A 21,201-nucleotide genomic window follows, 5' to 3' on the forward strand; every position below is an offset into this window, starting at 1 on the left:
ACCGCCGAGAACTTAACATAACATTCGGTCTTGATAGAACGAGGCATTCACGCACGCTATGCGATTCTGAGACAACACTGTTGGCTCGATCGCCTAACCACGAGACACGTCTCGTGGCCTGGCTTGATCGCTGAACGGACTGTTGGTTTCAATGGTTTGTTTGGTGGTGAGAGCGGAAGTGACACACCCGGTCCCATTCCGAACCCGGTCGTTACGGCTTCCAGCGCCGATGGTACTGCACTCGAGAGGGTGTGGGAGAGCAGGACACCGCCAAACATTTACTTATAGAAAGGCCCCCACCTCACGGTGGGGGCCTTTTTTCGTATGCGCTGATTCAGGAAGAAGTCGAGAGCGCGTCTCTCACTTTCGCCACACCGACCCCAATTCCGAAGATCGCCCCCGTCACCAGGAATGTCAGTAGCGAGACGGTCACCAGTGCGATCGCGATCCCGATCGCTCCTACGACGCTGAAAAATGTGCTCACGTGGCCTCCTCCGTTGCAGGCTCGTCGGCTGGGCAAGTGCCCTTCAGGTATTGTCCCACATCGTTGGATGAGACGTAGTGGGCGTCACAAGTTAGATAGGTCACAGTAGTGGACAGGGATTCGGTTTCGCGTCTTCCCGGCACACCGCTGCCGCCTTCGGCCTCGCGGCGATTGGCGAGCGTAGGGCGGGATCCGATCAACCTGCATCGGGCACTCGCGCACGCGCCGGCGTTGCTGGCGCCGCTGCTCGACCTCATTCATGCGCTGCGTTTCGACGCCGAGGCGCCGCGGAGCCTGCGGGAGCTGATGATCTGCCGGATCGCGCAGCTCGAGAATTCGACCTATGAGCTGGCGCATCATCTTCCGATGGCCGCCGACGCCGGGCTGGACGATGAGCAGCTGGCCGCGCTTGAACGGTGGCGTGAGGCCGACTGCTTCAGTGCGCCGGCAGCGGGCGGTGCTCGGGTACGCCGAGCATCTGGGGGCCGGCGCGGCTCGGGACGATGCGGCGCTCGAGGCGTGCTTCAGTCCGGTGGAGCAGACCGAATTGACGGTCACCGGGGCGACGTACATTGCGTTGGCACGGATGCTGCGGGCGCTCGATGTGCGAATCGATGCGGGGCTTTCCGGTTGATTTCCGCTCTTGCGGGGTAGCTCGACTGATTGCCGCAATTGGTGACCTACGGGGTCCATGCGGCTTAGGATTTCGGCACGTGTGGTACCGATTCGAGTCGGCAGCGGGAGTGAGCGATGGCCACGGACAATGACGGTCTGAAGCGGGGCGAGACCCATGTGGGGACGGCCTCGGCGGTGTTCGTCTCGATCGCCGCCGCACTCGGCGGGTTCCTGTTCGGGTACGACACGGCCGTGATCAACGGGACCACCGGCGCGCTCGAGGTCCAGTGGGAGATCGGCTCGGTCGAGACCGGCGTGGTCGTTTCTTCGGCGCTGCTCGGTTGTGCCGTCGGCGCGTGGTTCGCGGGTTCGTTGGCGAACAAGCTCGGGCGCCCGCGGGTCATGATGATCGCCGCGGTCGTCTTCTTCATCACCTCGCTGGGCAGTGCCTTGTCGACGGGTCCGGTGGACTTGACGATTTGGCGCGTGTGCGGCGGTCTGGCGATCGGCGCGGCGAGCGTCATCGCCCCCGCGTACATCGCGGAGATCGCGCCGGCGCATCTGCGCGGGCGGCTCGGTTCGCTGCAGCAGTTCGCGATCGTGCTCGGCATCTTCTCGGCGCTGCTGGTGAACTACGCGATCCAGAACGCGGCCGGGGGCGCGAGCGGTGAGGTGCCGTGGGGCGGTACGGCGTGGCGGTGGATGTTCGCGGCCGCCGCGGTGCCGGCGTTCGTGTACTTCATGTGCTCGCTGCAGATCCCCGAATCGCCGCGGTATCTCGTGGCGAAGCATGAGGTGGCGAGGGCCAAGGCCATCCTCATCAAGTACGTCGGCGGGGACGTGGACCAGAAGATCGTGGAGATCCAGGAATCGCTGCACAGCGACCGGCCGCCGCGGATCTCGGATGTGCGCGGCCCGCGCCTGGGCCTGCTGCCGATCGTGTGGGTCGGTATCTTCCTGTCGATGTTCCAGCAGTTCGTGGGCATCAACGTCATCTTCTACTACTCGACGTCGCTGTGGCAGTCGGTCGGGTTCAGCGAGAACGACGCGTTCCTGACGAGCGTCATCAACTCGATCGTGAACATCGCCGGTACGATCCTCGCGATCTACCTGGTGGACCGGGTGGGCCGCAAGAAGCTCCTCATGTGGGGCTCGATGCTCATGTTCATCGCGCTCGGCACGATGGCGGTCATCTTCGCGACGGCCGACGTCGACTCGAGCAACAACCCGATCCTCGGTGATGCGCAGGGCATCACGGCGCTGCTCGCCGCGAACGTGTTCGTGTTCGGATTCGCGTTCACGTGGGGCCCGGTCGTGTGGGTGCTGCTGGGGGAGATGTTCCCCAACCGGATCCGCGCCTCGGCGCTCGGCGTGGCCGCCGCCGCGCAGTGGATCAGCAACTGGCTCATCACCGTCACGTTCCCGGAGCTCGCGCAGACCGGCCTGTTCCTGGCGTACGGCCTGTACGCGGCCTTCGCGCTCATCTCGTTCTTCTTCGTGGGCAAGATGATCAAGGAGACCAAGGGCGTCGAGCTCGAGGACATGGAGAAGCTCGAAGGCGGCACCATCAGGGCGGCCGACTGATCGCAGACGACATGAGGGCCGCCCCCGATCGGGGGCGGCCCTCACTGGTTTCCTTGTGGCGGAAGGCTATTCGTAGGCGATGGCGCCCAGGATGTTCGTCTTCGCGGCCCGTGCCGCGGGGGCGATGGCCGCGAGGAGTCCGACGAGGACGGCCGCGGCCAGGTACCCGGCGATGAGCGTGGTCGGGACGGCGAAGACGTCCACACCGGAGTCGGCCAGCGCGTTCTGGAGGGCCCAGCCGAGGCCGAGGCCCACGGCGACGCCCAGGACCGCGCCGAAGAGGGCGATGGTGACGCTCTCGACGATGACCATGCGGACGGTCTGGCCGCGGGTCATGCCGATCGCCCTGAGCATCCCCAGCTCGCGGGTGCGTTCGAGGACCGACAGGATCAGCGTGTTGATGACGCCGATGACGGCGACGATCATGGCCAGGCCCAGGAGCAGTTGGATCGCGATGATCGCGAAGTCGAAGAACACCGTGACCTCGCCGACGAACTCCTCATGGTTCTGGGCGCTGACCTCGGGCTCGTCGGCGAGCGCGTCGTCGACGGCCGCGGTGACGGCGTCGATGTCGGCGCCGTCGGCCACGTCGACCAGGGCCATCATCGGCTTGGTCGTGTAGAACTCCTCGACGTAGGCCGGGGCGACGTACCAGCCGTCGGTGTTCTCGTTGTCGACGAGGATCGCGGCGACCGTGAACTCGTGCGCCTCGGTGCCGCGGCTGAAGGTCGCGGTCACGATGTCGCCCATGCCGACGCCGAGCTCGTCGGCGGCCGACTGGTTGACGGCGATCTCGTCGTCGGCGAGCTCGTCGGAGTCGCCCTCGGCGAGAGTGCCGCCGAAGAGGTCGACGATCCCGCCGAAGTCGGTGGTGGTGTTGACGTACTGGTCGGTGCCGTCGATGTCGGCGATGTCGTAGTAGACCTCGACCGCGGCGTCCACGTCGTCGATGGCGCGGATGTCGTCCATGACGGCGGGGTCGAATGAGGCGGGGACCTCGGAGACGGCTGGGCCGGTGACGAACAGCTCGGCCTTGACCGCCTCGCCGAAGTAGTCCTCGATGCTGGCCTTGACGCTGGTGAGCAGCGTCGCGGTGGCGGTAACCAGCGTCACGCCGATCATGAGCGCGGAGGCGGTGACGGCGGTGCGGCGCGGGTTGCGGCCGGCGTTGCGGCGGCCGAGCTTCCCGGCGAAGTTCCACGACCAGATCAGGCCGAGCGCGCCCACGAGCGGCTTGGAGAGCCAGGCCGTGAGCATGGTGACGCCGACGAAGACCAGGCCGGCGCCGACGGCGGTGCCGGTGAGGTCGGCCGTGTCGCCGCCGAGGTTCCCGGTGAGGCCCAAGGCCATCGCGCCGCCGCCGGCGAGGGCGATGATCGCGCCGCTGACGGTGAGGAGCGTGATCGGCCGGTCGGTCTTGGCGGCGGCGCGCATCGCCTCGACGGGCGGGACCCTGGAGGCCCGCACGGCGGGGACGAGCGCCGCGAGCACGGTGACGCCGATGCCGACCGCCAGCGCGGCCAGGATCGCGGTGGGCGGCACGGCCACACTGACCTGGGCCGCGTCGAAGAACGAGTTGGCGATGGCGGCGGTGAGCCCGGCGCCGCCCGCGACGCCGACCGCTGCGCCGACGGCCGCGGCGATCGTGCCGAGCAGGAGCGCTTCGGCGAGGATCGAGCGGACGACCTGGCCGCGGCCCGCGCCGATGGCGCGCATCATCGCGATCTCCTTGAGGCGCCCGGCGATCACGATCGAGAACGTGTTGGCGATGAGGAAGACCGAGACGAACACGGCGACGAGTCCGAAGCCGAGCAGGAAGTTGCCGATCGTCTTCGTCAGCTTCGCGGTCTGGGCGCTCGCCTCGGCGTTGTAGTCCTCCCAGGACGTGACCTGCGATTCGGCCCCGATGACGGGTTCGAGCGCGGCGACGAGGTCGTCGGCGCCGGTGCCGTCGGCGGCGTACACGGCGAGGACGGAGTAGGCGTCCTCGCCGTCGAAGACGAGGCGCTGGGCTTCTGCGGTGGTGAAGGCGATCTCGGTGCCGCCGCTGATGGAGTCGCGGCCGCCGGCGTAGCCGTAGACGCCGACGATCGCGTACTCGGTCTGGTCGGTGGTCTGCGAGTAGGCGGTGACCGTCTCGCCCAGGCCGAGGCCGGAGTCGGCGGCGAACTTGGCGGAGACGGCGACCTCGCCGTCGGTCTCCGGGGCGCGGCCTTCACGCAGTTCCCGTTCGCGGGCCTCGTCGCCCCAGTTGACGGCCGTGGTGGGGGCGAGGCCGCCGACGACCTTGCCGTTGTCGCCGATGGCGCTGATCGCCCAGGAGACGGTGGCGGCGACGTGGTCGACGCCCGCAGTGGATTCGACGGCGGCGAGCGCCTCGGCGGGGATGCCCTGCTGGACGAGGTCCTCGCTCCTCGACTCGGCGTCGGCCGGCTGCACGAGGGCGTCGGCACCCGCGTAGGCCTCGGCGTTCAGGTCGTCCACAGTGGCTTGGATGGAGGCGGTGAGGACCAGCGCGGCGGCGATGAACGCCGATCCGAGGATGATGGCGATGCTGGTCAGGGCGAGGCGGGCCTTGCGGGCCGCCATGCCTTTGAGTGCGGCGCGGAGCATGGGGTCAGGCGGCCTCTCCGGCGAGGGGGACGCGGTTCTCGAAGCCGCGCATCGTGTCGATGACGGCGTCGGCGGTGGGCCGGTCGAGGTCGCGCACGATCTGGCCGTCCGCGAGGAACACGACGCGGTCGGCGTAGGCGGCGGCGGACGGGTCGTGGGTGACCATGACGATCGTCTGCCCGAAGTCGTCGACGGACTTGCGCAGGAACCGCAGGACCTCGCCGCTGGAGCGGGTGTCGAGGTTGCCGGTGGGCTCGTCCGCGAAGATGACCTCGGGCCGGGTGGCGAGGGCGCGGGCGCAGGCGACGCGCTGCTGCTGGCCGCCGGAGAGCTCGGTCGGCTTGTGCGTCAAGCGCTCCTGGAGGTCGAGGGTGCGGATGATCTGGCTGATCCACGCGGGGTCGGCCTTCGCGCCGGCGATGGAGGCCGGGAGGAGGATGTTCTCCTCGGCCGTGAGGGTCGGCAGCAGGTTGAACTGCTGGAAGATGAAGCCGATCTTGTCGCGGCGCAGCTTCGTGAGGGCCTTGTCGCCCATGCCGGTGATGATCGTGCCGCCGATGTCGACGGTGCCGCGGTCGGTGGTGTCGAGCCCGGCGAGGCAGTGCATGAGGGTCGACTTGCCCGAACCCGAAGGGCCCATGATGGCGGTGAACCGGCCGGCGGCGAACGCCACGGACACGTCTCGCAACGCGACGACCTGGGCCTCTCCCGAGCCGTACGCGCGCCACAGGCCGGTGGCGGTGACGGCGGGGCGGCGGTGCTGCGGGCCGGGCGCGTGCTGCAGGCTCTGCGGGGCGGGGGGAGTGCTGAGTGGCACGGAAGCGCCTTTCTGATCGGGTGTCTTTCCTGTTGCCACAAGGCTATTGAGACGGACACCCGGGCGCTTCGGCCCGCGGGACGGAGTTCCGTCCTCCCCGAGGCGGAGCGCCGCCCGCCGGGTCGGCCGAAAGACGGAGCCCCTTCGGCTGCTCGCCTCGGCCGACCGGCCGTCCGCGGGCAGACGGGAGGGGCGGCGCCTGACAACACCGCCCCTCACCTGGTTTCCGGAGGAATGCTATTCGTAGGCGATGGCGCCCAGCACGTTGAGCTTCGCGGCGCGCGCCGCCGGGGCGATCGCCGCGAGCAGGCCAACGACCACGGCCGCGACCAGGTAGGTGGCGATCAGGCCCCACGGGAGGGCGAAGTTATGGAGGCCCTCTTCTTCGAGCGCCTGCTGCACGGTCCAGCCCAGGCCGATGCCGACCGCGATGCCGAGGACTGCGCCGAACACGCAGATGATGACGCTCTCGACGGTGATCATGCGCCGCACCTGCCCGCGGGTCATGCCGACCGCGCGCAGGAGCCCGAGCTCCCGGGTGCGTTCGAGGACCGAGAGGACCAGTGTGTTCACCACGCCGATGACGGCGATGATCATCGCGAGGGCGAGCAGGATCTGCACGGCCGCGAGGATCGTGTCGAGGCCGCCGGTCTGCTGCTCGACGAACTCGGCGTTGTTGGTGACGCCCACTTCCGGTTCGTCCTTGAGGATCTCGTCGACCTCGTCCTGCACGGCGGCGACGTCGGCGCCCTCGGCGACCTGGATGTACGCCTGCATCGGCTTCTGCACCATGAAGTGCTGAACCTGGTCGGGCGCGACCCACCAGCCGTTGGTGAGGTCGTAGCCCTCGAGGATCGCCGCGATCGTCAACTGTTCGGCGGTGCCGTCGGAGAAGGTCACTTCGACGGTGTCGCCGACGTCGACGCCGCGGTCCTTCGCGGTGCCCTCGTCGACCACGACCGCGTCGGGTGCGAGGTCCGCGACCGAGCCTTCGGCGACGGTGCCGCCGAAGACCGCGAGTGCGGCCTGCAGGTCCGAACTGGACGAGAGCGCGGCCTCTTCGCCGTTCACCTTGGTGTTGAAGAAGTCCGCGTACACGTCGCCGACCTCGTCGACGTCGGGCAGGGCCCGGATCTCGTTGACGCGCTCGGGCGAGAACGACGGGATGCTCGCCCCGCCTTGGGCGCCGGAGACGATGAGGTCCGAGTTGAGGTTCAAGTCGAGCGCTTCGGAGGTCGTCGACTTGATGCTGGAGACGAGCGTGGCGATGCCGGTGATGAGCGCGACGGCGATCATGAGCGCCGAGGCGGTGATCGCGGTGCGCCGCGGGTTGCGGCCGGCGTTGAGCTTGCCGAGCCGCCCGGAGAACGACCACGACATGACCGCGCCGAGCAGCGCCACGAGCGGGCGCGACAGGATCGGCGTGAGCATGGTGACGCCCACGAATGCGATGCCGACGCCGACGAGGATGCCGGTGAGCTCTTCGCCGCCGAGGTTGTCCGTGAGCCCGAACGCGAGCAGCACCGCCCCGGCCAGGAAGACGATCGCCCCGGCGATGGTGATGCCGCGCAGGGGCTTCGGCGGGTTGACGGCTTCGCGCATCGCCGCGACCGGCGGGACGCTGGAGGCCTTGACGGCCGGGAGCAGCGCGGACAGGACCGTGACGCCGATGCCGACGGCCAGCGCCCAGAGCGTGGTCGCGGGGATGAGCAGCTGGACGGGCAGGCCGCCCATCATGGTCGCGCTGACTACTTCGGACAGCCCCCAGCCGAGGAGCAGGCCGAGGCCGAGGCCGATGATCGAGGCGCCGGTGCCGATGATGAGGGCTTCGGCGAGGACCGAGCGCACGACTTGGCCGCGCCCGGCGCCGATGGCGCGCAGCAGCGCGAGTTCGCGCTGGCGCTGGGCGACGATGATGGTGAACGTGTTGATGATCAGGAAGATCGACACGAACACGGCGACGAGGCCGAAACCGAGGAAGATGTAGCCCATGAAGTCGGAGACGACGGCGAAGCCCTGCGCGGCGGCCTCGCTGGCCTCCTCGCCGGTCTGGACCTTGAAGTCGTTCCCGACGGCCGCGGCGATGGCGTCGGTGTCGACGGCGTCGCCGTAGACGTACACCGAGGTGTAGACGTCCTCGCCCCCGGTGAGGAGGCGCTGGGCGTCTCCGGTGCTGAAGGCGACCTGGGTCTCGCCGGCGAGCGAGTCGCGGTCGCCGGAGAGGCCGTAGACGCCCACGATCTCGTACGCCACAGCGCTTTCGAGGTCGACGGTGTCGGAGTAGACGGTGACGGTATCGCCGACGGTGAAGCCGGAGTCGGCGGCGAACTTGGCGGAGACGGCGACCTCGCCGTCCGCTTCGGGCCCGCGGCCCTCGCGCAGTTCGATGTAGTCGCCCTGGCCTTCGCCGGAGGCCCAGTTGAGGCCGATGGTGGGCGCGAAGGTGCCGACGAGCTTGCCGTTCTCGCCGAGGGCCTTGACCTGGCCTTCGATGGCGCCGTCGGCGCGGTCGACGCCGTCGGTGGCGCGGATCTGCTCGAGGGTGGCGGCGGGGATCGCCATGGCGGCGGGGTTGCCGGGCCCGCCCATGCCGCCGCCGTCGGTGTCGCGGGTGACGACGGCGTCGACGCCGGTGTAGGCGTCGGCGATGACACCGGAGACGGATTTCTCCATGGTGGCGGTGAGGACCATCGCGGCGGCGACGAACATCGTGCCGAGGACGACGGCGAGGCTGGTGAGGACGAGGCGGGCTTTGCGGCTCGCCATGCCCTTGAGGGTGGCGCGCAGCATGGCTAGGCGTGCTCCCCTTGGGCCGCGGCGACGAGCTCTTCGAAGTGCTTCATCTTGTCGATGACCTTGTCCGCGGTCGGCTCGGCCATGTCCTCGACGATCTGGCCGTCCGCGAGGAAGACCACGCGGTCGGCGTACGCGGCGGCGGACGGGTCGTGGGTGACCATGACGATGGTCTGCCCGAAGTCGTCCACACTGGTGCGCAGGAAGCGGAGCACCTCGGCGCCCGAGCGGGTGTCGAGGTTGCCGGTGGGCTCGTCCGCGAAGACCACTTCGGGGCGCGAGGCGAGGGCGCGGGCGCAGGCGACGCGCTGCTGCTGGCCGCCGGAGAGCTCGGTCGGCTTGTGCGACAGGCGGTCGGCGAGGTCGAGGGTCTTGATGATCTGGTTGATCCAGGCGGGGTCGGCCTTGGCGCCGGCGATGGCCGCGGGCAGCGTGATGTTCTCTTCGGCCGTGAGGGTCGGCAGCAGGTTGAACTGCTGGAAGATGAAGCCGATCTTGTCGCGGCGGAGTTTGGTGAGGGCCTTGTCGCCGAGGCCGGTGACGGCGGTGTCGCCGATGTGGACGGTGCCGCGGTCGGTGGTGTCGAGGCCGGCGAGGCAGTGCATGAGGGTGGACTTGCCGGACCCGGAGGGGCCCATGATGGCGGTGAACGCGCCGGAGGCGAACTCGACCGAGACGTCGCGGAGCGCGACGACCTGGGCTTCGCCCATGCCGTAGGCCTTCCAGAGGCCTTCGGCCGATACGGCGGTGGTCCTGACGGGGGATGCGGTGGACACGACGCTCTCGCTTTCGATGAAGGTGTCGGTGTGCCGAGGGATTCGGTGGTTTCCTGGTTCGCGAGACGCCGCTCGCGAAGTCGTTGCGTCAGACGCGAGGTGAGCGCATGACGTCGACTCGGCTGATTGTGACATCATACATGATGTCATTCGGCGTCGTGTGGCTCGCGGTCATGTTCCGACGATATTGGACTCCGGACGTGCGCGCATCCGCTTCACGGAGGGTCTTCGTCTACGTCGAGAGGCGGAGGCGGCGGTACCGGGGTACGACGCCGTCGCCGGTGTCAGCCGGTGCTGCCGGGCTTGACCAGGCCGCTCTCGTAGGCGAGGACGACGGCCTGGACGCGGTCGCGGACGCCGAGCTTGGTGAGCAGGTGGCCGACGTGGGTCTTGACGGTGGTCTCGCCGACGGTGAGGGTCTCGGCGATCTCGGCGTTCGTGAGGCCTTTCGCCAAGAGCAGCAGGACTTCCCGCTCGCGGGCGGTCAGGCCGTCGACGATCGCCGGGGCGGCGTCGCCGTCGCTGCCGCGGTGCTCGGCGAAGCGCCCCAAGAGGGTCGAGAGGATGTGCGGCGCGACGACCGCGCCGCCCCTGTGGACGGTGCGGATGGCCTCGACCAGGTCGGCGGCGGGCGCGTCCTTGGTGAGGAATCCGGCGGCGCCGGCCCGCAGCGCCCCGACGACGTACTCGTCGAGGTCGAAGGTGGTGAGCACGAGGACGCGGGTGGGCAGGTTGGCCTGCACGATGTCCGCCGTGGCGGCCACGCCGTCGCGGCGGGGCATGCGGATGTCCATGAGCACGACGTCGGGGACGAGCCGCCGTGTGAGGTCGAAGGCCTCGACGCCGTCGCCGGCCTCGCCGACGATGTCGATGTCGGTCTCGGCGCCGAGGACCATCTTGAAGCCCGCGCGCAGGAGCTGCTGGTCGTCGGCGAGGAGGAGGCGGATCGGCCGGTCGTTCAACGTGTGACTCCCTGGAGGTGGGCGTTCTTGGGGAAGCGGGCCTCGACGAGGTAGCCGCCGCCGGGCCGGGGCCCGGCTTCGAGGGTGCCGCCGTACAGGGTGGCGCGCTCGCGCATGCCGATGAGGCCGTGGCCGCCGGAGAACCCCGAGACGACGGGGGCGCCGTGGCCCGAGTCGCCCACGGCGATGCGGAACTCGGCCTCGCCGTAGTCGACCACGATGCCGGCCCTGGCCTGCGGCCCGGCGTGCTTGATGGTGTTCGTCAGGGCCTCCTGGGCGATGCGGTAGACCGCCAGGCTCACGCCCGTCGGCAGCGGGTACTCCTCGCCGCGGACGGTGTAGCGCACCGGCAGGCCGGCGTCCTTGGTCTGCGCCACCAGCGCCCGCAGCGAGTCCACTGTAGGCTGCGGCTCGAGGTCGGCGCTGCCGCCTTCGTCGCGGCCCTGCCGCAGCACGGTGAGGATGTCCCGCATTTCGCGCAGCGCGGTGCGCGCGGTCTGGTTCACCGTCGTGAGCGCCTCCTCGGCCGCCTCGGGATTCGTCCGCAGCACCCGCTTGGCGCCTTCGGACATGACACCGATGACGGAGATGTGGTGGGCCACGACGTCGTGCAGCTCGCGGGCGATGCGCCGCTGCTCGTCCGCTACGGCCTGGGCCGCCAGCGCCTCCTGGCGCTCCTCGGCGAGCCGGGCCCGGTCGGAGAGCTCCACGACGTGCTCGCGCCGGTTGCGGATGACACAGCCGATCCAGAACACCGTGGCCGCCAAGGCGAGGTTGAGGATCGTGACGAGTGTGCTCGTCAGGTGGTCGCCGTCGCGGAAAGCGGCCGACTGCACGAAGAGCGACACCGGCACCCAGATCGCGGCGGACGCGACCAGCGCCCGGGTCAGCGGCAGGTACGCGGCTGCGGTGTAGGTGAGGACGAACATGCCGACGCCGCTGTCCATGGCCAGGCCCATGAGCGGTTCGAAGAGGAACGCGGCGCTCATGACGGCCAGCGACAGGATGATCCCGCCCCACAGCCACTTGCGTCGCAGGCAGATCGCGGCGAACGGCACGGCCATCAGTCCGGCCTGGGTCCAGGTGAGCGTCACCTCAGGGGAGATCGCCGCAGAGAGCGAGAAGAACCCGAGGTAGCCGACGGCGGCGACGACCGCCAGGAGCGTGTCGGCCAGGAGCGGCCGGTCGCGCAGACGGCGCTGCAGGCGTGTGAAAGTGGAGGCGGCGTGCACGCTCTACACCGTATCCGCCGTTCCGGCCCGTTTCATCGAACGCGAGAATGATCCGCGAGTACGCCTCAGGTAGGAGGCGTGTCCTCCAGCGGCGCCTCGACGGGCATCGCCAGGCCCGGCAGGACCGTCGGCAGCGGGTACGCCGGCGGCTCGCCCCCGAACTCCGGGCACAGCGCCTGGTGCGCGCACCAGCCGCACAGCTTCGACTTCTGCGGCCGGAACTCGCCCGTGGCGATCGCCTCGCGCATCACCGACCACAGCGCCTTCAGGGTCTTCTCGAACCCCTCCAGCTCGCGCTCCTTGGGGGAGTAGTCGAGCATCTGCCCGTCCCCGAGGTACATGAGCCGCAGCAGGGTCGGCACCGTGCCCCGCGTCCGCCACCACACGAGGGCGTAGAACTTCATCTGGAACAGCGCCTTGTCCGCGAACCGCTCCGGCGGGCGCTTCCCGGTCTTGTAGTCCACGAGCCGCACCAGGCCCTCCGGGTTCACGTCGGCCCGGTCGATGAACCCCTTGAGCGAGGTCCCGTCGTCGAGCGTGGTCGTCACCAGGCACTCGGTGCGGTGCGGCTGGAGCCGCTGCGGGTCCTCCATCGCGAAGTACGTCTCGACCAGGCGCCGCACGTTCCGCAGCCAGTCCGACTCGTCGTCGAGCCCGTCGAACAGCGCCGCGTACTCGCCCGAGGCCTGCAGCTTCGCCCACTCCGGCTCGATCATCGCCAGCGCCTGCCGCGGGGTGCGCCGGCCCGCGTCCAGCTCGTACAGCCGCTCGAGCACCGAGTGCACGAGCGTGCCCTGCACCTGCGCCTTCGACGGCGGCTCGGGCAGGCGGTCGACCGCCCGGAACCGGTAGAGCAGCGGGCACTGCTTGAAATCCCCGGCGCGCGAAGGGGAGAGCTGGGTCGGGCGGGTGGCGTGCGGCATCCGTCGAGCATAAAGCGGCGGACCGACACCCGGTCCGCCCGACCCCTCGCGCTCAGACCGGCCGGACCCGGAACACGTGCGTGTCGTACGGCATCGCGAACGACTCCCGGCCCTCCAGGTCCGGGTGCGACTCGAGCACCTCCTGCACGACCGCCTCGATCCGCGCCCTGCCGGCCTCGTCGGAGGTGAGGTAGTACGAGCGCGACTGGACCAGCCGCAGGACTCCGGCCCGGTCGATCGGCCACTCGTGGCGGAACACCTGGTGCTCGGCCTCGCCGAACAGGTCCCCGAAGTAGCCCGGCCGCGCGGCGGCCAGCGCGTCCCGCTCGCCCTGCGAGCTGCCGATGGCCTCGGTCAGCGCCGCGACCCACCCGGTCGACTCGTCACGGACGTTCCAGATCGGCGCGAGCACGCCGTCCGCGCGCAGCACACGGCGGATCTCGGGCATGGCCTTGTCCCGGTCGAACCAGTGGAACGACTGGCCCCCGGTCACGAGACCGACGCTCGCATCCGGCACCGGGATCGCCTCGGCGCTCCCGGCCAGCGCGACCGCGCCGGGCGTGGCGCTCACGAGCTTGGCGCGCATGAGCTCGTCCGGCTCGACGGCCGTCACGCGGTGTCCCTGGGCGACGAGCACCCGGGTGAGCAGGCCGGTGCCGGCCCCGAGGTCGACGGCGTCGTCGGCCCGCCCGTCGGTCATCCACGCCACGGCCTCGGCCGGGTAGGTCGGGCGGATCGAGTCGTAGAGGTCGGCGGCGGGACCGAAGGACTGCGCCATGCGCTGATCGAAGCTCATGCCCATACCGTACGCGCGTCATATTAGAACTTCAACAGGCCGCGCCGCGGGTCCCGTTGTGCGCGGACGCGTAGCATTGCCGCCGATGTCGACTGCAAACACGCTGGCCTTCCGCAAAGCCGGATTCACCCTCGTCCGCTTCAAGGGCATCCCCGTCACCCTCGGCTACACCTGGCTGCTCCTGGCCGCCGTGGTCGTGATCGTCTACGCCCCGATCGTGCAGCGCTCGGTCCCCGGCCTCAGCACCGGCGCCGCGCTCATCGTCGCCGCCCTCTTCGCCGTCACCCTCCTCGTCTCGGTGTTCCTCCACGAACTCGGCCACGCCCTCGTGAGCCTGCGCGCCGGCATCGGCGTCCGCCAGATCAACCTCGACGCCCTCGGCGGCTTCACCGAGATGGACCGCGAAGCGCCCCGGCCCGGCACGGCCGCCGCCATCGCGCTGGCCGGCCCGGCCGTCTCCGCCGTCCTCGGCGGCATCGGCCTCGCCGGGCTCTTCGTCACCGCCCCCGGCTCGCTCCTCTGGCAGTTCGCGTTCCAGATTTGCGTCGCCAACCTCCTCGTGGCCGTCTACAACCTCCTGCCGGGACTGCCCCTGGACGGCGGCAAAGCCCTCCAGGCCGGCATCTGGGCCGCCACCGGCGACCGCTGGACCGGCTACCGCGTCGCCGGCTGGGCCGGGCGCGTCGTCGCCGTCGGCACCATCGCCGGAGGCCTGTGGCTCTACGCCTCCGACTGGTTCTCCGCGTTCGGGCTGCTCCTGCTCATCTTCGTGGCGTTCGAACTCTGGCGCGGGGCGACCGGCGCCATCCGCGCCGCCCGCATGGGCCCGCGCGTCAAGGCCCTGGACGCCGCGGCGCTGGCCCGCCCGATCGTCCTCGTGCCCGCCTCGGCGACCCTGGGGGAAGCCCTGGCGGCCGCGAACGGGCGAGAGATCGTCGCCGTCGACGGCAAGCCCGTCGGGGTCCTCGACCACGCCGCCGCCGACGCCGTCCCGGAGGACCAGGTGGCCGCGATGCCGCTGGCCGGGCTGCTGCGCTCGGTCGGGCAGGTCCCGGGGCTCAAGGCCGAGCTCAAGGGCCAGGCGCTGGTGGACGTGATCGGCAAGAGCGGCGCGGAGCGGTTCTTCGTGGTCGATGAGGGCCGCCTGACAGGCCTGCTCTACACCGCCGACGTGGTCAAAGCCCTCCGTTAAGATGCTCCGGACCTATCTAAGGAGCGTACCGAAGTGGCATCTGACCTGCTGGGGCCGGGCGACCGCGTCCAGTTGACCGACGCGAAGGGCCGCATGGCCACGATCACCCTCGCGGAGGGCGGCGCGTTCCACACCCACCGGGGCAGGCTCTTCCACGACGACCTCATCGGCAAGCCCGACGGCGTCACGGTCACCACCGAGGGCGGCACCGCCTACCTGGCGCTGCGCCCGCTCCTGCCGGACTACGGCCTGTCGATGAAGCGCGGCGCGCAGGTCATCTACCCCAAGGACATCGCCCAGATCCTCACGTTCGGCGACATCTACCCCGGTTCGCGGGTCGTGGAGGCCGGGGCCGGGTCGGGCGCACTGACGAACTGGCTGCTGCGGGCCACCGGCCCGACCGGGCGCGTCTACTCCTGGGAGCTGCGCGAGGACTTCGCGAAGATCGCCGAGGAGAACGTGCGCGGCTACTACGGCGAGGTTCCCGAGCACTGGACCTTGACGGTGGGGGACGTGGCCGAGGCCGACCTCGAGCCGGTCGACCGGGTCGTGCTCGACATGCTCTCCCCCTGGGAGGTGCTGGACACTGTGGAGCGCATCCTGCGGCCCGGCGGGGTCTTCATCGGCTACGTCGCCACCACCACGCAGATGTCGGAGCTCGTGGAGGCGTTGCGGGAGCGCAAGACCTTCACCGAGCCGGCCGCCTGGGAGTCGCTCATCCGCGGCTGGCACCTCGAGGGCCTGGCGGTGCGCCCCGACCACCGCATGATCGCGCACACCGCGTTCCTCATCACCGCGCGGAAACTGGCGCCCGGCACGATCGCGCCGGCGCGGAAGCTCAAGCCCTCCAAGGGCCAGCAGGCGCTGCGCGAGCGCAAGGAGCGGATCGCCGCCGAGGCCGAGGCGCGCGCGGTCGAAGCGCTGCGGGCCACTGAGGACGACGCCGCCGGTTTGTAACGATCCGGTCACATTCTGAGTCGGATTCACGACTTTCCAAGCGCCGAAACGAGATTCGGGCGGGTGACGCGAACGCGTCACCCGCCCGATTTCGGTCTCGCTAGTCGTCGGCGCCGGGGCCGGCGACGGCCGTCTTCGTCGCCCGGTCGCGGACGTAGATGCATTCGCCGGGGCAGTCGTGGGCGGCGTTCACAATGTCCAGACGCAGGTGTTCGGGCACGTCGACTTGTGAACCGGCCGTAGTCAACAGCTCACCGTCCGGGGCCTTCACGTAGGCCAGCCCGTCGATGTCGAACTCGAAGACCGAGGGCGCGTACTGCACGCAGAGCCCGTCGCCCGTGCAGGCGTCCTGGTCGATCGAGACTTCGAGTTCACGTTCCTCAGCCATGTCCCCCAGATTAATTGCCGCGAAGAAGCTGGCGCAATGTCGGTGTCGAGTCTTACTATTGGCCTCCCCAGCCAGCTACGGTTGGAGTAGGACAACCCTCACTCGGGAGGTGTGACCCGTGGCACGTAGCAACGATGACCGTCGACAGAACCTGAGCCAGGGCTCAGAGCACGACGAACTGTCAGGACAGGTCGAAGAGCTCCAGGAAGAACTGGCCGCTGCCCGACGCCGTCTCACCGAAACGCCCCGACACATGCACATTCTGGAGGAGCGGCTCGCCGCCGCCCAATCCCAGATCGATCGCCTGTCGGAGCAGAACGAGCGGCTCGTGGCCACCTTGAAGGAGGCCCGCGAGCAGATCGTCTCACTGAAAGAGGAAATCGACCGGCTCGCCCAACCGCCGTCCGGCTACGGCGTGTTCCTGGGGGCCCGTGAGGACGGCACCGTCGACGTCTTCACCTCCGGGAGGAAGTTCCGCGTCTCGCTCGCGCCGTCGATCGACCCCGACGAGCTCGAGCGCGGCCAGGAGGTCCTGCTCAATGACGCCATGAACGTGGTGGAGGTGCTCGACTACGAGCGCATCGGCGAGGTGGTGACGCTCAAGGAGCTCATCGAGGTCCCCGGAGGCGGCCCTCCGGACCGCGCGCTGGTGACCAGCCACGCCGACGAGGAGCGGGTCGTGCTGCTCTCCGACGCGCTCATCAACGGGCCGCTGCGCGCGGGCGACTCGGTCATGATCGAGCCGCGCGCCGGGTACGCGTACGAGCGCATCCAGAAGAGCGAGGTCGAAGAACTGGTCCTCGAAGAGGTCCCCGACGTCGACTACTACGACATCGGCGGCCTCGACGGCCAGATCGAGATGATCCGGGACGCGGTGGAACTCCCGTTCCTCCACGCCGACCTCTTCCGCGAGCACGAGCTGCGCGCCCCGAAGGGCATCCTGCTGTACGGCCCTCCGGGCTGCGGCAAGACGCTCATCGCCAAGGCCGTCGCGAACTCGCTGGCCAAGAAGGTCGCCGAGATGCGCGGCGAGGAGGCCTCCGGCCGGAGCTACTTCCTCAACATCAAGGGCCCCGAGCTGCTGAACAAGTACGTCGGCGAGACCGAGCGGCACATCCGCCTGGTCTTCCAGCGGGCCCGCGAGAAGGCCAGCGAAGGCATGCCCGTGATCGTGTTCTTCGACGAGATGGACTCGATCTTCCGCACCCGCGGCTCGGGCGTGTCCTCGGACGTCGAGAACACCATCGTCCCCCAGCTCCTGTCGGAGATCGACGGCGTGGAGGGCCTGGAGAACGTCATCGTCATCGGCGCCTCGAACCGAGAGGACATGATCGACCCGGCGATCCTGCGGCCCGGCCGCCTGGACGTCAAGATCAAGATCGAGCGGCCCGACGCCGAATCGGCGAAGGACATCTTCTCGAAGTACATCACCCCGACCCTGCCGCTGCACGACGACGACCTCGCCGAGCACGACAAGGACCGGGACGCCACCGTGCAGTCGATGATCCAGGCGGTCGTCGAGCGGATGTACTCCGAAGTGGACGAGAACCGCTTCCTCGAGGTCACCTACGCCGACGGCGACAAGGAAGTGCTCTACTTCAAGGACTTCAACTCCGGCGCGATGATCGAGAACATCGTCGCCCGGGCGAAGAAGATGGCCATCAAGGACTTCCTGACGCACCAGTCGAAGGGCATCCGGCTGAGCCACCTCATCGACTCCACAGTCGACGAGTTCCGCGAGAACGAGGACCTCCCGAACACCACCAACCCCGACGACTGGGCCCGCATCTCCGGCAAGAAGGGCGAGCGGATCGTCTACATCCGCACGCTCGTCTCCGGCAAGGGCCCCGACTCCGGCCGCAGCATCGACACCGTGTCGAACACCGGCCAGTACCTGTAGCGAAGCGGAAGGTACCGGAAGCACAGTGTGTAGCGAAGCGGAAGGCACCGAAAGCGCAGTCTGTAGTGAAGCAGAAGGTACCGAAGGCGCAGTCTGTAGCGAACCGAAAGGTACGTACAACCTGTAAGTAACGTCGATTCGATCGGCCGGCGGCCCCCGCCGGCCGATCGGCGCACCCTCGAACGTGTCAGACCACCCGCCACCGGGTAACCGGTCGCCATGAAGACCCAGAACCTCAACGGCGCGAAACTCGGCGGCCTGGAAAAGCAAACCTCTCCGATCGGAGGGAGCGCCGCCGCGCCCGAAGGGACTAGGCTCGAGAGCATGACCGTACGCCGCATCATGGGCACCGAGATCGAATACGGGATCTCCGTGCCGGGCCAGCCGGGCGCGAACCCGATGGTGACCTCTTCCCAGATCGTCAACGCCTACGCCGCGCGCCCCGAGCTCTCCAAGGGCGGCCGCGCCAGGTGGGACTACGAGGAGGAGACCCCCCTGCGCGACGCGCGCGGCTTCACGTACACCGGGGCCCTCTACGACCCCGCCGAGAACCTCGCCGACGAGGACTCCGGACTCGCCAACGTCATCCTCACCAACGGCGCCCGCCTCTACGTCGACCACGCGCACCCCGAGTACTCCACGCCCGAGGTCACCAACCCGCGCGAGATCGTCCTGTTCGACAAGGCCGGCGAGATGACCATGGCCGAGGCCGCCCTCCGCGCGGCCCACACCCCCGGCATCGGTCCGATCAACCTGTACAAGAACAACACCGACAACAAGGGCGCCTCCTACGGCGCGCACGAGAACTACCTCATGTCGCGCCAGACCCCCTTCGCCGACATCGTCGCCCACTTCACGCCGTTCCTGGTCACCCGCCAGATCTACTGCGGCGCCGGGCGCATCGGCATCGGCCAGGACGCCTCCGAGCACCGCTTCCAGATCTCCCAGCGCGCCGACTTCTTCGAAGTCGAAGTAGGACTCGAGACCACGCTCAAGCGGCCGATCATCAACACCCGCGACGAACCCCACGCCGACGCCGAGCGCTACCGCCGCCTCCACGTCATCATCGGCGACGCCAACCTCGCCGAGTACGCCACGTTCCTCAAGGTCGGCACCGCCTCCATCGTCCTGTCCATGATCGAGTCCGGCGCCTTCGACGGCACCCTCGGCATCGCCGAACCCGTCGCCGAACTCCGCGCCGTCAGCCACGACCCCACCCTCAAGCACAAGATCGAACTGCGCAACGGCAAGCGCCTCACCGCCATCGAACTCCAGCAGTCCATCCTGGAGCAGGCCGAGGCCTACTGCGGCGCCGACGCCGACCCCGACACCCGCGAGGTCCTCGACCAGTGGGCGTACGTGCTCGACGCGCTGGCCCGCGACCCGATGGAATTGGCCGACATGCTCGACTGGCCCGCCAAGCTCTCGCTGCTCGACCGCTACCGCGAACGCGAGAACCTCGGCTGGGGCGCCGCGAAGCTCCAGGCCATCGACCTGCAGTACCACGACGTGCGCCCCGAGAAGGGCCTCTACCACCGCCTCGTCGCCCGCGGCAAGATGAAGCGCCTGCTCACCGACACCGAGATCATCAACGCGATGACTGAGCCGCCCAGCGACACCCGCGCGTTCTTCCGCGGCCGCTGCCTCGCCCGGTACCCCTCCGAGGTCGTCGCCGCCTCGTGGGACTCCGTCATCTTCGACGTGGGCGCGGACTCGCTCGTGCGAGTGCCCATGATGGAGCCCGAAAAGGGCACCAAAGCCCACGTCGGGGAGTTGTTCGAACGCTGCGAGGCCGCCAAGGACCTCCTCGACATCATCACGGCCGATTGAGGCCGTGATTTCGCCGAGGGAATAAAGCAGGTCGGCGCAGCGTCGCATCTGGCATGGTGTCGTACCTTCGCGGTACGGTTTAGGCACCAAGGGAAGAAGGGAACAGCTATGGCAGCGAAGGACTCCGGCGGGCAGTCGCAGTCACAGCGGTCGCGGCAAGACGCCGACGCCGAGGCCACCGAGGCCGCTGTAGACCCCGAGATCGCCGAGCGCCACGAAGCGATCACCGAAGAAGTAGACGACCTGCTCGACGAGATCGACGAGGTCCTGGAGACCAACTCCGAGGAATTCGTTCGCTCGTTCGTGCAAAAGGGCGGGCAGTAGCGCCCCCCTGCCGGTGACAAGGCCGCCCGATGCGACGCTTCAGCGCGAATCTTCGCTGAGGCACGCAGCGGGGGGCCTTGCCCCACCGGCGGCCCTCCGGCCCCCGGGCCGAAGCGGCGAGCCGCGTTCTACCGGCGCATTTTTTGAATAGAGGATCAGGGAGGTCATGTCGTGACAGGTCAAGAATTCCCAGGCAAACTGCCCAACGCGTTTATGACGGCTGGAACCTCCTCCTTCTCGGAGTTCCTCATGCAGGTGGCACCCGAAATGCTGCCGGGGCGCAGACCCCTGCCGCCGGGTGACTTCGCCGCTGTCAGCGCCCACGCCACCACCATCGTCGCCCTCCGCACTGCAGAGGGCGTCGTCATGGCCGGCGACCGCCGCGCGACCATGGGCAACTACATCTCCAGCCGCGACATCGAGAAGGTCTTCCCGGCCGACGGCTACTCGCTCGTCGGCATCGCGGGCACGGCCGGCCTCGGCATCGAGCTGGTCAAGCTCTACCAGCTCGAACTCGAGCACTACGAGAAGATCGAAGGCGCCCCGCTCACCTTGAACGGCAAGGCCAACCGCCTCGCCACCATGCTGCGCGGCAACCTCGGCATCGCCCTCCAGGGCCTCGCCGTCGTCCCGCTGTTCGCCGGGTTCGACGTCGACGCCGCCTCCCTCGAGGAGGCCGGGAAGATCTACAGCTTCGACGTCGTCGGCGGCATCTACGCCGAACGCGACTTCGACTCGATCGGCTCGGGCTCCATGTTCGCCAAGAGCTCCCTGAAGAAGCGCTACCGCCGCGACATCGGCACCGAGGAAGCCGTCAAGATCGCCGTGGAATCGCTCTACGACGCCGCCGACGATGACTCCGCCACCGGCGGACCCGACCCGACGCGCGACCTCTACCCCGTGGTCATGACCGCCACCGCCGAAGGCTCCAAGCGGATCGAAGAGGCCGTCGTGGCCGACGTCGCCCGCTCGGTCATCGCGGCCCGCACCGAGAACCCCTACGGATAAGGAGAGG

The 21,201-nt window shown here is 69.1% G+C and carries 18 protein-coding genes and 1 rRNA gene; 9 read left to right on the forward strand and 10 right to left on the reverse strand.

Features of this window, described 5'->3' with window-relative positions; all coding sequences use genetic code 11:
• Nucleotides 1-159: 159 nt before the first annotated feature.
• Nucleotides 160-276, forward strand: a 5S ribosomal RNA gene (gene rrf / locus O2L01_RS17755).
• Between the two features lie 58 nt (nt 277-334).
• On the opposite strand, the gene O2L01_RS17760 is transcribed toward rrf, so the two are convergent.
• The gene (locus O2L01_RS17760; protein WP_157974657.1) at nt 335-484 is read right to left on the reverse strand and encodes a hypothetical protein; all 150 of its coding nucleotides are present in this window, start codon (nt 482-484) and stop codon (nt 335-337) included.
• Between the two features lie 108 nt (nt 485-592).
• On the opposite strand from O2L01_RS17760, the gene O2L01_RS25715 reads away from it, so the two are divergent.
• Together O2L01_RS25715 and O2L01_RS17770 are read left to right on the forward strand one after the other, a co-directional pair.
• Nucleotides 593-1,138, forward strand: a complete 546-nt coding sequence (locus tag O2L01_RS25715) for a carboxymuconolactone decarboxylase family protein (RefSeq protein ID WP_374727617.1) — start codon at nt 593-595, stop codon at nt 1,136-1,138.
• Between the two features lie 96 nt (nt 1,139-1,234).
• Nucleotides 1,235-2,683 (forward strand): sugar porter family MFS transporter, encoded by a 1,449-nt coding sequence (locus O2L01_RS17770; protein WP_270123338.1) that lies wholly within the window; start codon nt 1,235-1,237, stop codon nt 2,681-2,683.
• Nucleotides 2,684-2,749: 66 nt separating this feature from the next.
• On the opposite strand, the gene O2L01_RS17775 is transcribed toward O2L01_RS17770, so the two are convergent.
• The 8 genes from O2L01_RS17775 to O2L01_RS17810 all read right to left on the reverse strand — a co-directional run bounded on the left by O2L01_RS17775 (nt 2,750) and on the right by O2L01_RS17810 (nt 13,595).
• The gene (locus tag O2L01_RS17775) at nt 2,750-5,296 is read right to left on the reverse strand and encodes an ABC transporter permease (RefSeq protein ID WP_270123339.1); all 2,547 of its coding nucleotides are present in this window, start codon (nt 5,294-5,296) and stop codon (nt 2,750-2,752) included.
• A 4-nt stretch (nt 5,297-5,300) separates the two neighbouring features.
• Nucleotides 5,301-6,080: an ABC transporter ATP-binding protein gene (locus tag O2L01_RS17780; RefSeq protein ID WP_344468950.1), complete on the reverse strand. Its 780-nt coding sequence runs from the start codon at nt 6,078-6,080 to the stop codon at nt 5,301-5,303.
• Nucleotides 6,081-6,350: 270 nt separating this feature from the next.
• Complete coding sequence (locus O2L01_RS17785; protein ID WP_270123341.1) at nt 6,351-8,903, reverse strand: ABC transporter permease; 2,553 nt, start codon at nt 8,901-8,903, stop codon at nt 6,351-6,353.
• A 2-nt stretch (nt 8,904-8,905) separates the two neighbouring features.
• The gene (locus O2L01_RS17790) at nt 8,906-9,616 is read right to left on the reverse strand and encodes an ABC transporter ATP-binding protein (protein WP_344468952.1); all 711 of its coding nucleotides are present in this window, start codon (nt 9,614-9,616) and stop codon (nt 8,906-8,908) included.
• Nucleotides 9,617-9,966: 350 nt separating this feature from the next.
• Nucleotides 9,967-10,644, reverse strand: coding sequence for a response regulator (locus O2L01_RS17795; protein WP_270123343.1), 678 nt, complete (start codon nt 10,642-10,644; stop codon nt 9,967-9,969).
• Entirely contained in the window at nt 10,641-11,876 is a 1,236-nt protein-coding gene (locus O2L01_RS17800; RefSeq protein WP_270123344.1) for a sensor histidine kinase, read from the reverse strand. The genes O2L01_RS17795 and O2L01_RS17800 overlap by 4 nt, the downstream gene beginning before the upstream one ends.
• Before the next feature lie 65 nt (nt 11,877-11,941).
• Nucleotides 11,942-12,799 (reverse strand): RecB family exonuclease, encoded by an 858-nt coding sequence (locus O2L01_RS17805; protein WP_270123345.1) that lies wholly within the window; start codon nt 12,797-12,799, stop codon nt 11,942-11,944.
• Nucleotides 12,800-12,851: 52 nt separating this feature from the next.
• Nucleotides 12,852-13,595 (reverse strand): class I SAM-dependent methyltransferase, encoded by a 744-nt coding sequence (locus O2L01_RS17810; RefSeq protein ID WP_270123347.1) that lies wholly within the window; start codon nt 13,593-13,595, stop codon nt 12,852-12,854.
• 85 nt (nt 13,596-13,680) lie between these two features.
• On the opposite strand from O2L01_RS17810, the gene O2L01_RS17815 reads away from it, so the two are divergent.
• Nucleotides 13,681-14,787, forward strand: a complete 1,107-nt coding sequence (locus O2L01_RS17815; protein WP_270123348.1) for a M50 family metallopeptidase — start codon at nt 13,681-13,683, stop codon at nt 14,785-14,787.
• Between the two features lie 33 nt (nt 14,788-14,820).
• On the forward strand, nt 14,821-15,744 hold the full coding sequence (locus O2L01_RS17820) for a tRNA (adenine-N1)-methyltransferase (protein ID WP_270123349.1): 924 nt from the start codon (nt 14,821-14,823) through the stop codon (nt 15,742-15,744).
• Between the two features lie 100 nt (nt 15,745-15,844).
• Here the strand turns inward: O2L01_RS17820 and O2L01_RS17825 are convergent, their stop codons facing one another.
• Nucleotides 15,845-16,132 carry a ferredoxin gene (locus tag O2L01_RS17825; RefSeq protein ID WP_270123350.1) on the reverse strand — a complete coding sequence of 96 codons (288 nt, stop codon included), beginning with the start codon at nt 16,130-16,132 and terminating at the stop codon, nt 15,845-15,847.
• 118 nt (nt 16,133-16,250) lie between these two features.
• Here O2L01_RS17825 and arc point away from each other — a divergent pair, with 118 nt between their 5' ends.
• The 4 genes from arc to prcB all read left to right on the forward strand — a co-directional run bounded on the left by arc (nt 16,251) and on the right by prcB (nt 21,194).
• A complete protein-coding gene (arc, locus tag O2L01_RS17830; RefSeq protein WP_270123352.1) occupies nt 16,251-18,032 on the forward strand; it encodes a proteasome ATPase in 1,782 nt (593 codons plus the stop codon).
• A gap of 324 nt (nt 18,033-18,356) precedes the next feature.
• On the forward strand, nt 18,357-19,862 hold the full coding sequence (gene dop, locus O2L01_RS17835; RefSeq protein ID WP_270123353.1) for a depupylase/deamidase Dop: 1,506 nt from the start codon (nt 18,357-18,359) through the stop codon (nt 19,860-19,862).
• Nucleotides 19,863-19,970: 108 nt separating this feature from the next.
• Complete coding sequence (locus tag O2L01_RS17840; RefSeq protein ID WP_270123354.1) at nt 19,971-20,186, forward strand: ubiquitin-like protein Pup; 216 nt, start codon at nt 19,971-19,973, stop codon at nt 20,184-20,186.
• Between the two features lie 213 nt (nt 20,187-20,399).
• On the forward strand, nt 20,400-21,194 hold the full coding sequence (gene prcB, locus O2L01_RS17845; RefSeq protein ID WP_344468898.1) for a proteasome subunit beta: 795 nt from the start codon (nt 20,400-20,402) through the stop codon (nt 21,192-21,194).
• Nucleotides 21,195-21,201: the final 7 nt, after the last annotated feature.

The organism is Glycomyces lechevalierae, from assembly GCF_027622945.1.
GTDB lineage: Bacteria > Actinomycetota > Actinomycetes > Mycobacteriales > Micromonosporaceae > Glycomyces > Glycomyces rutgersensis.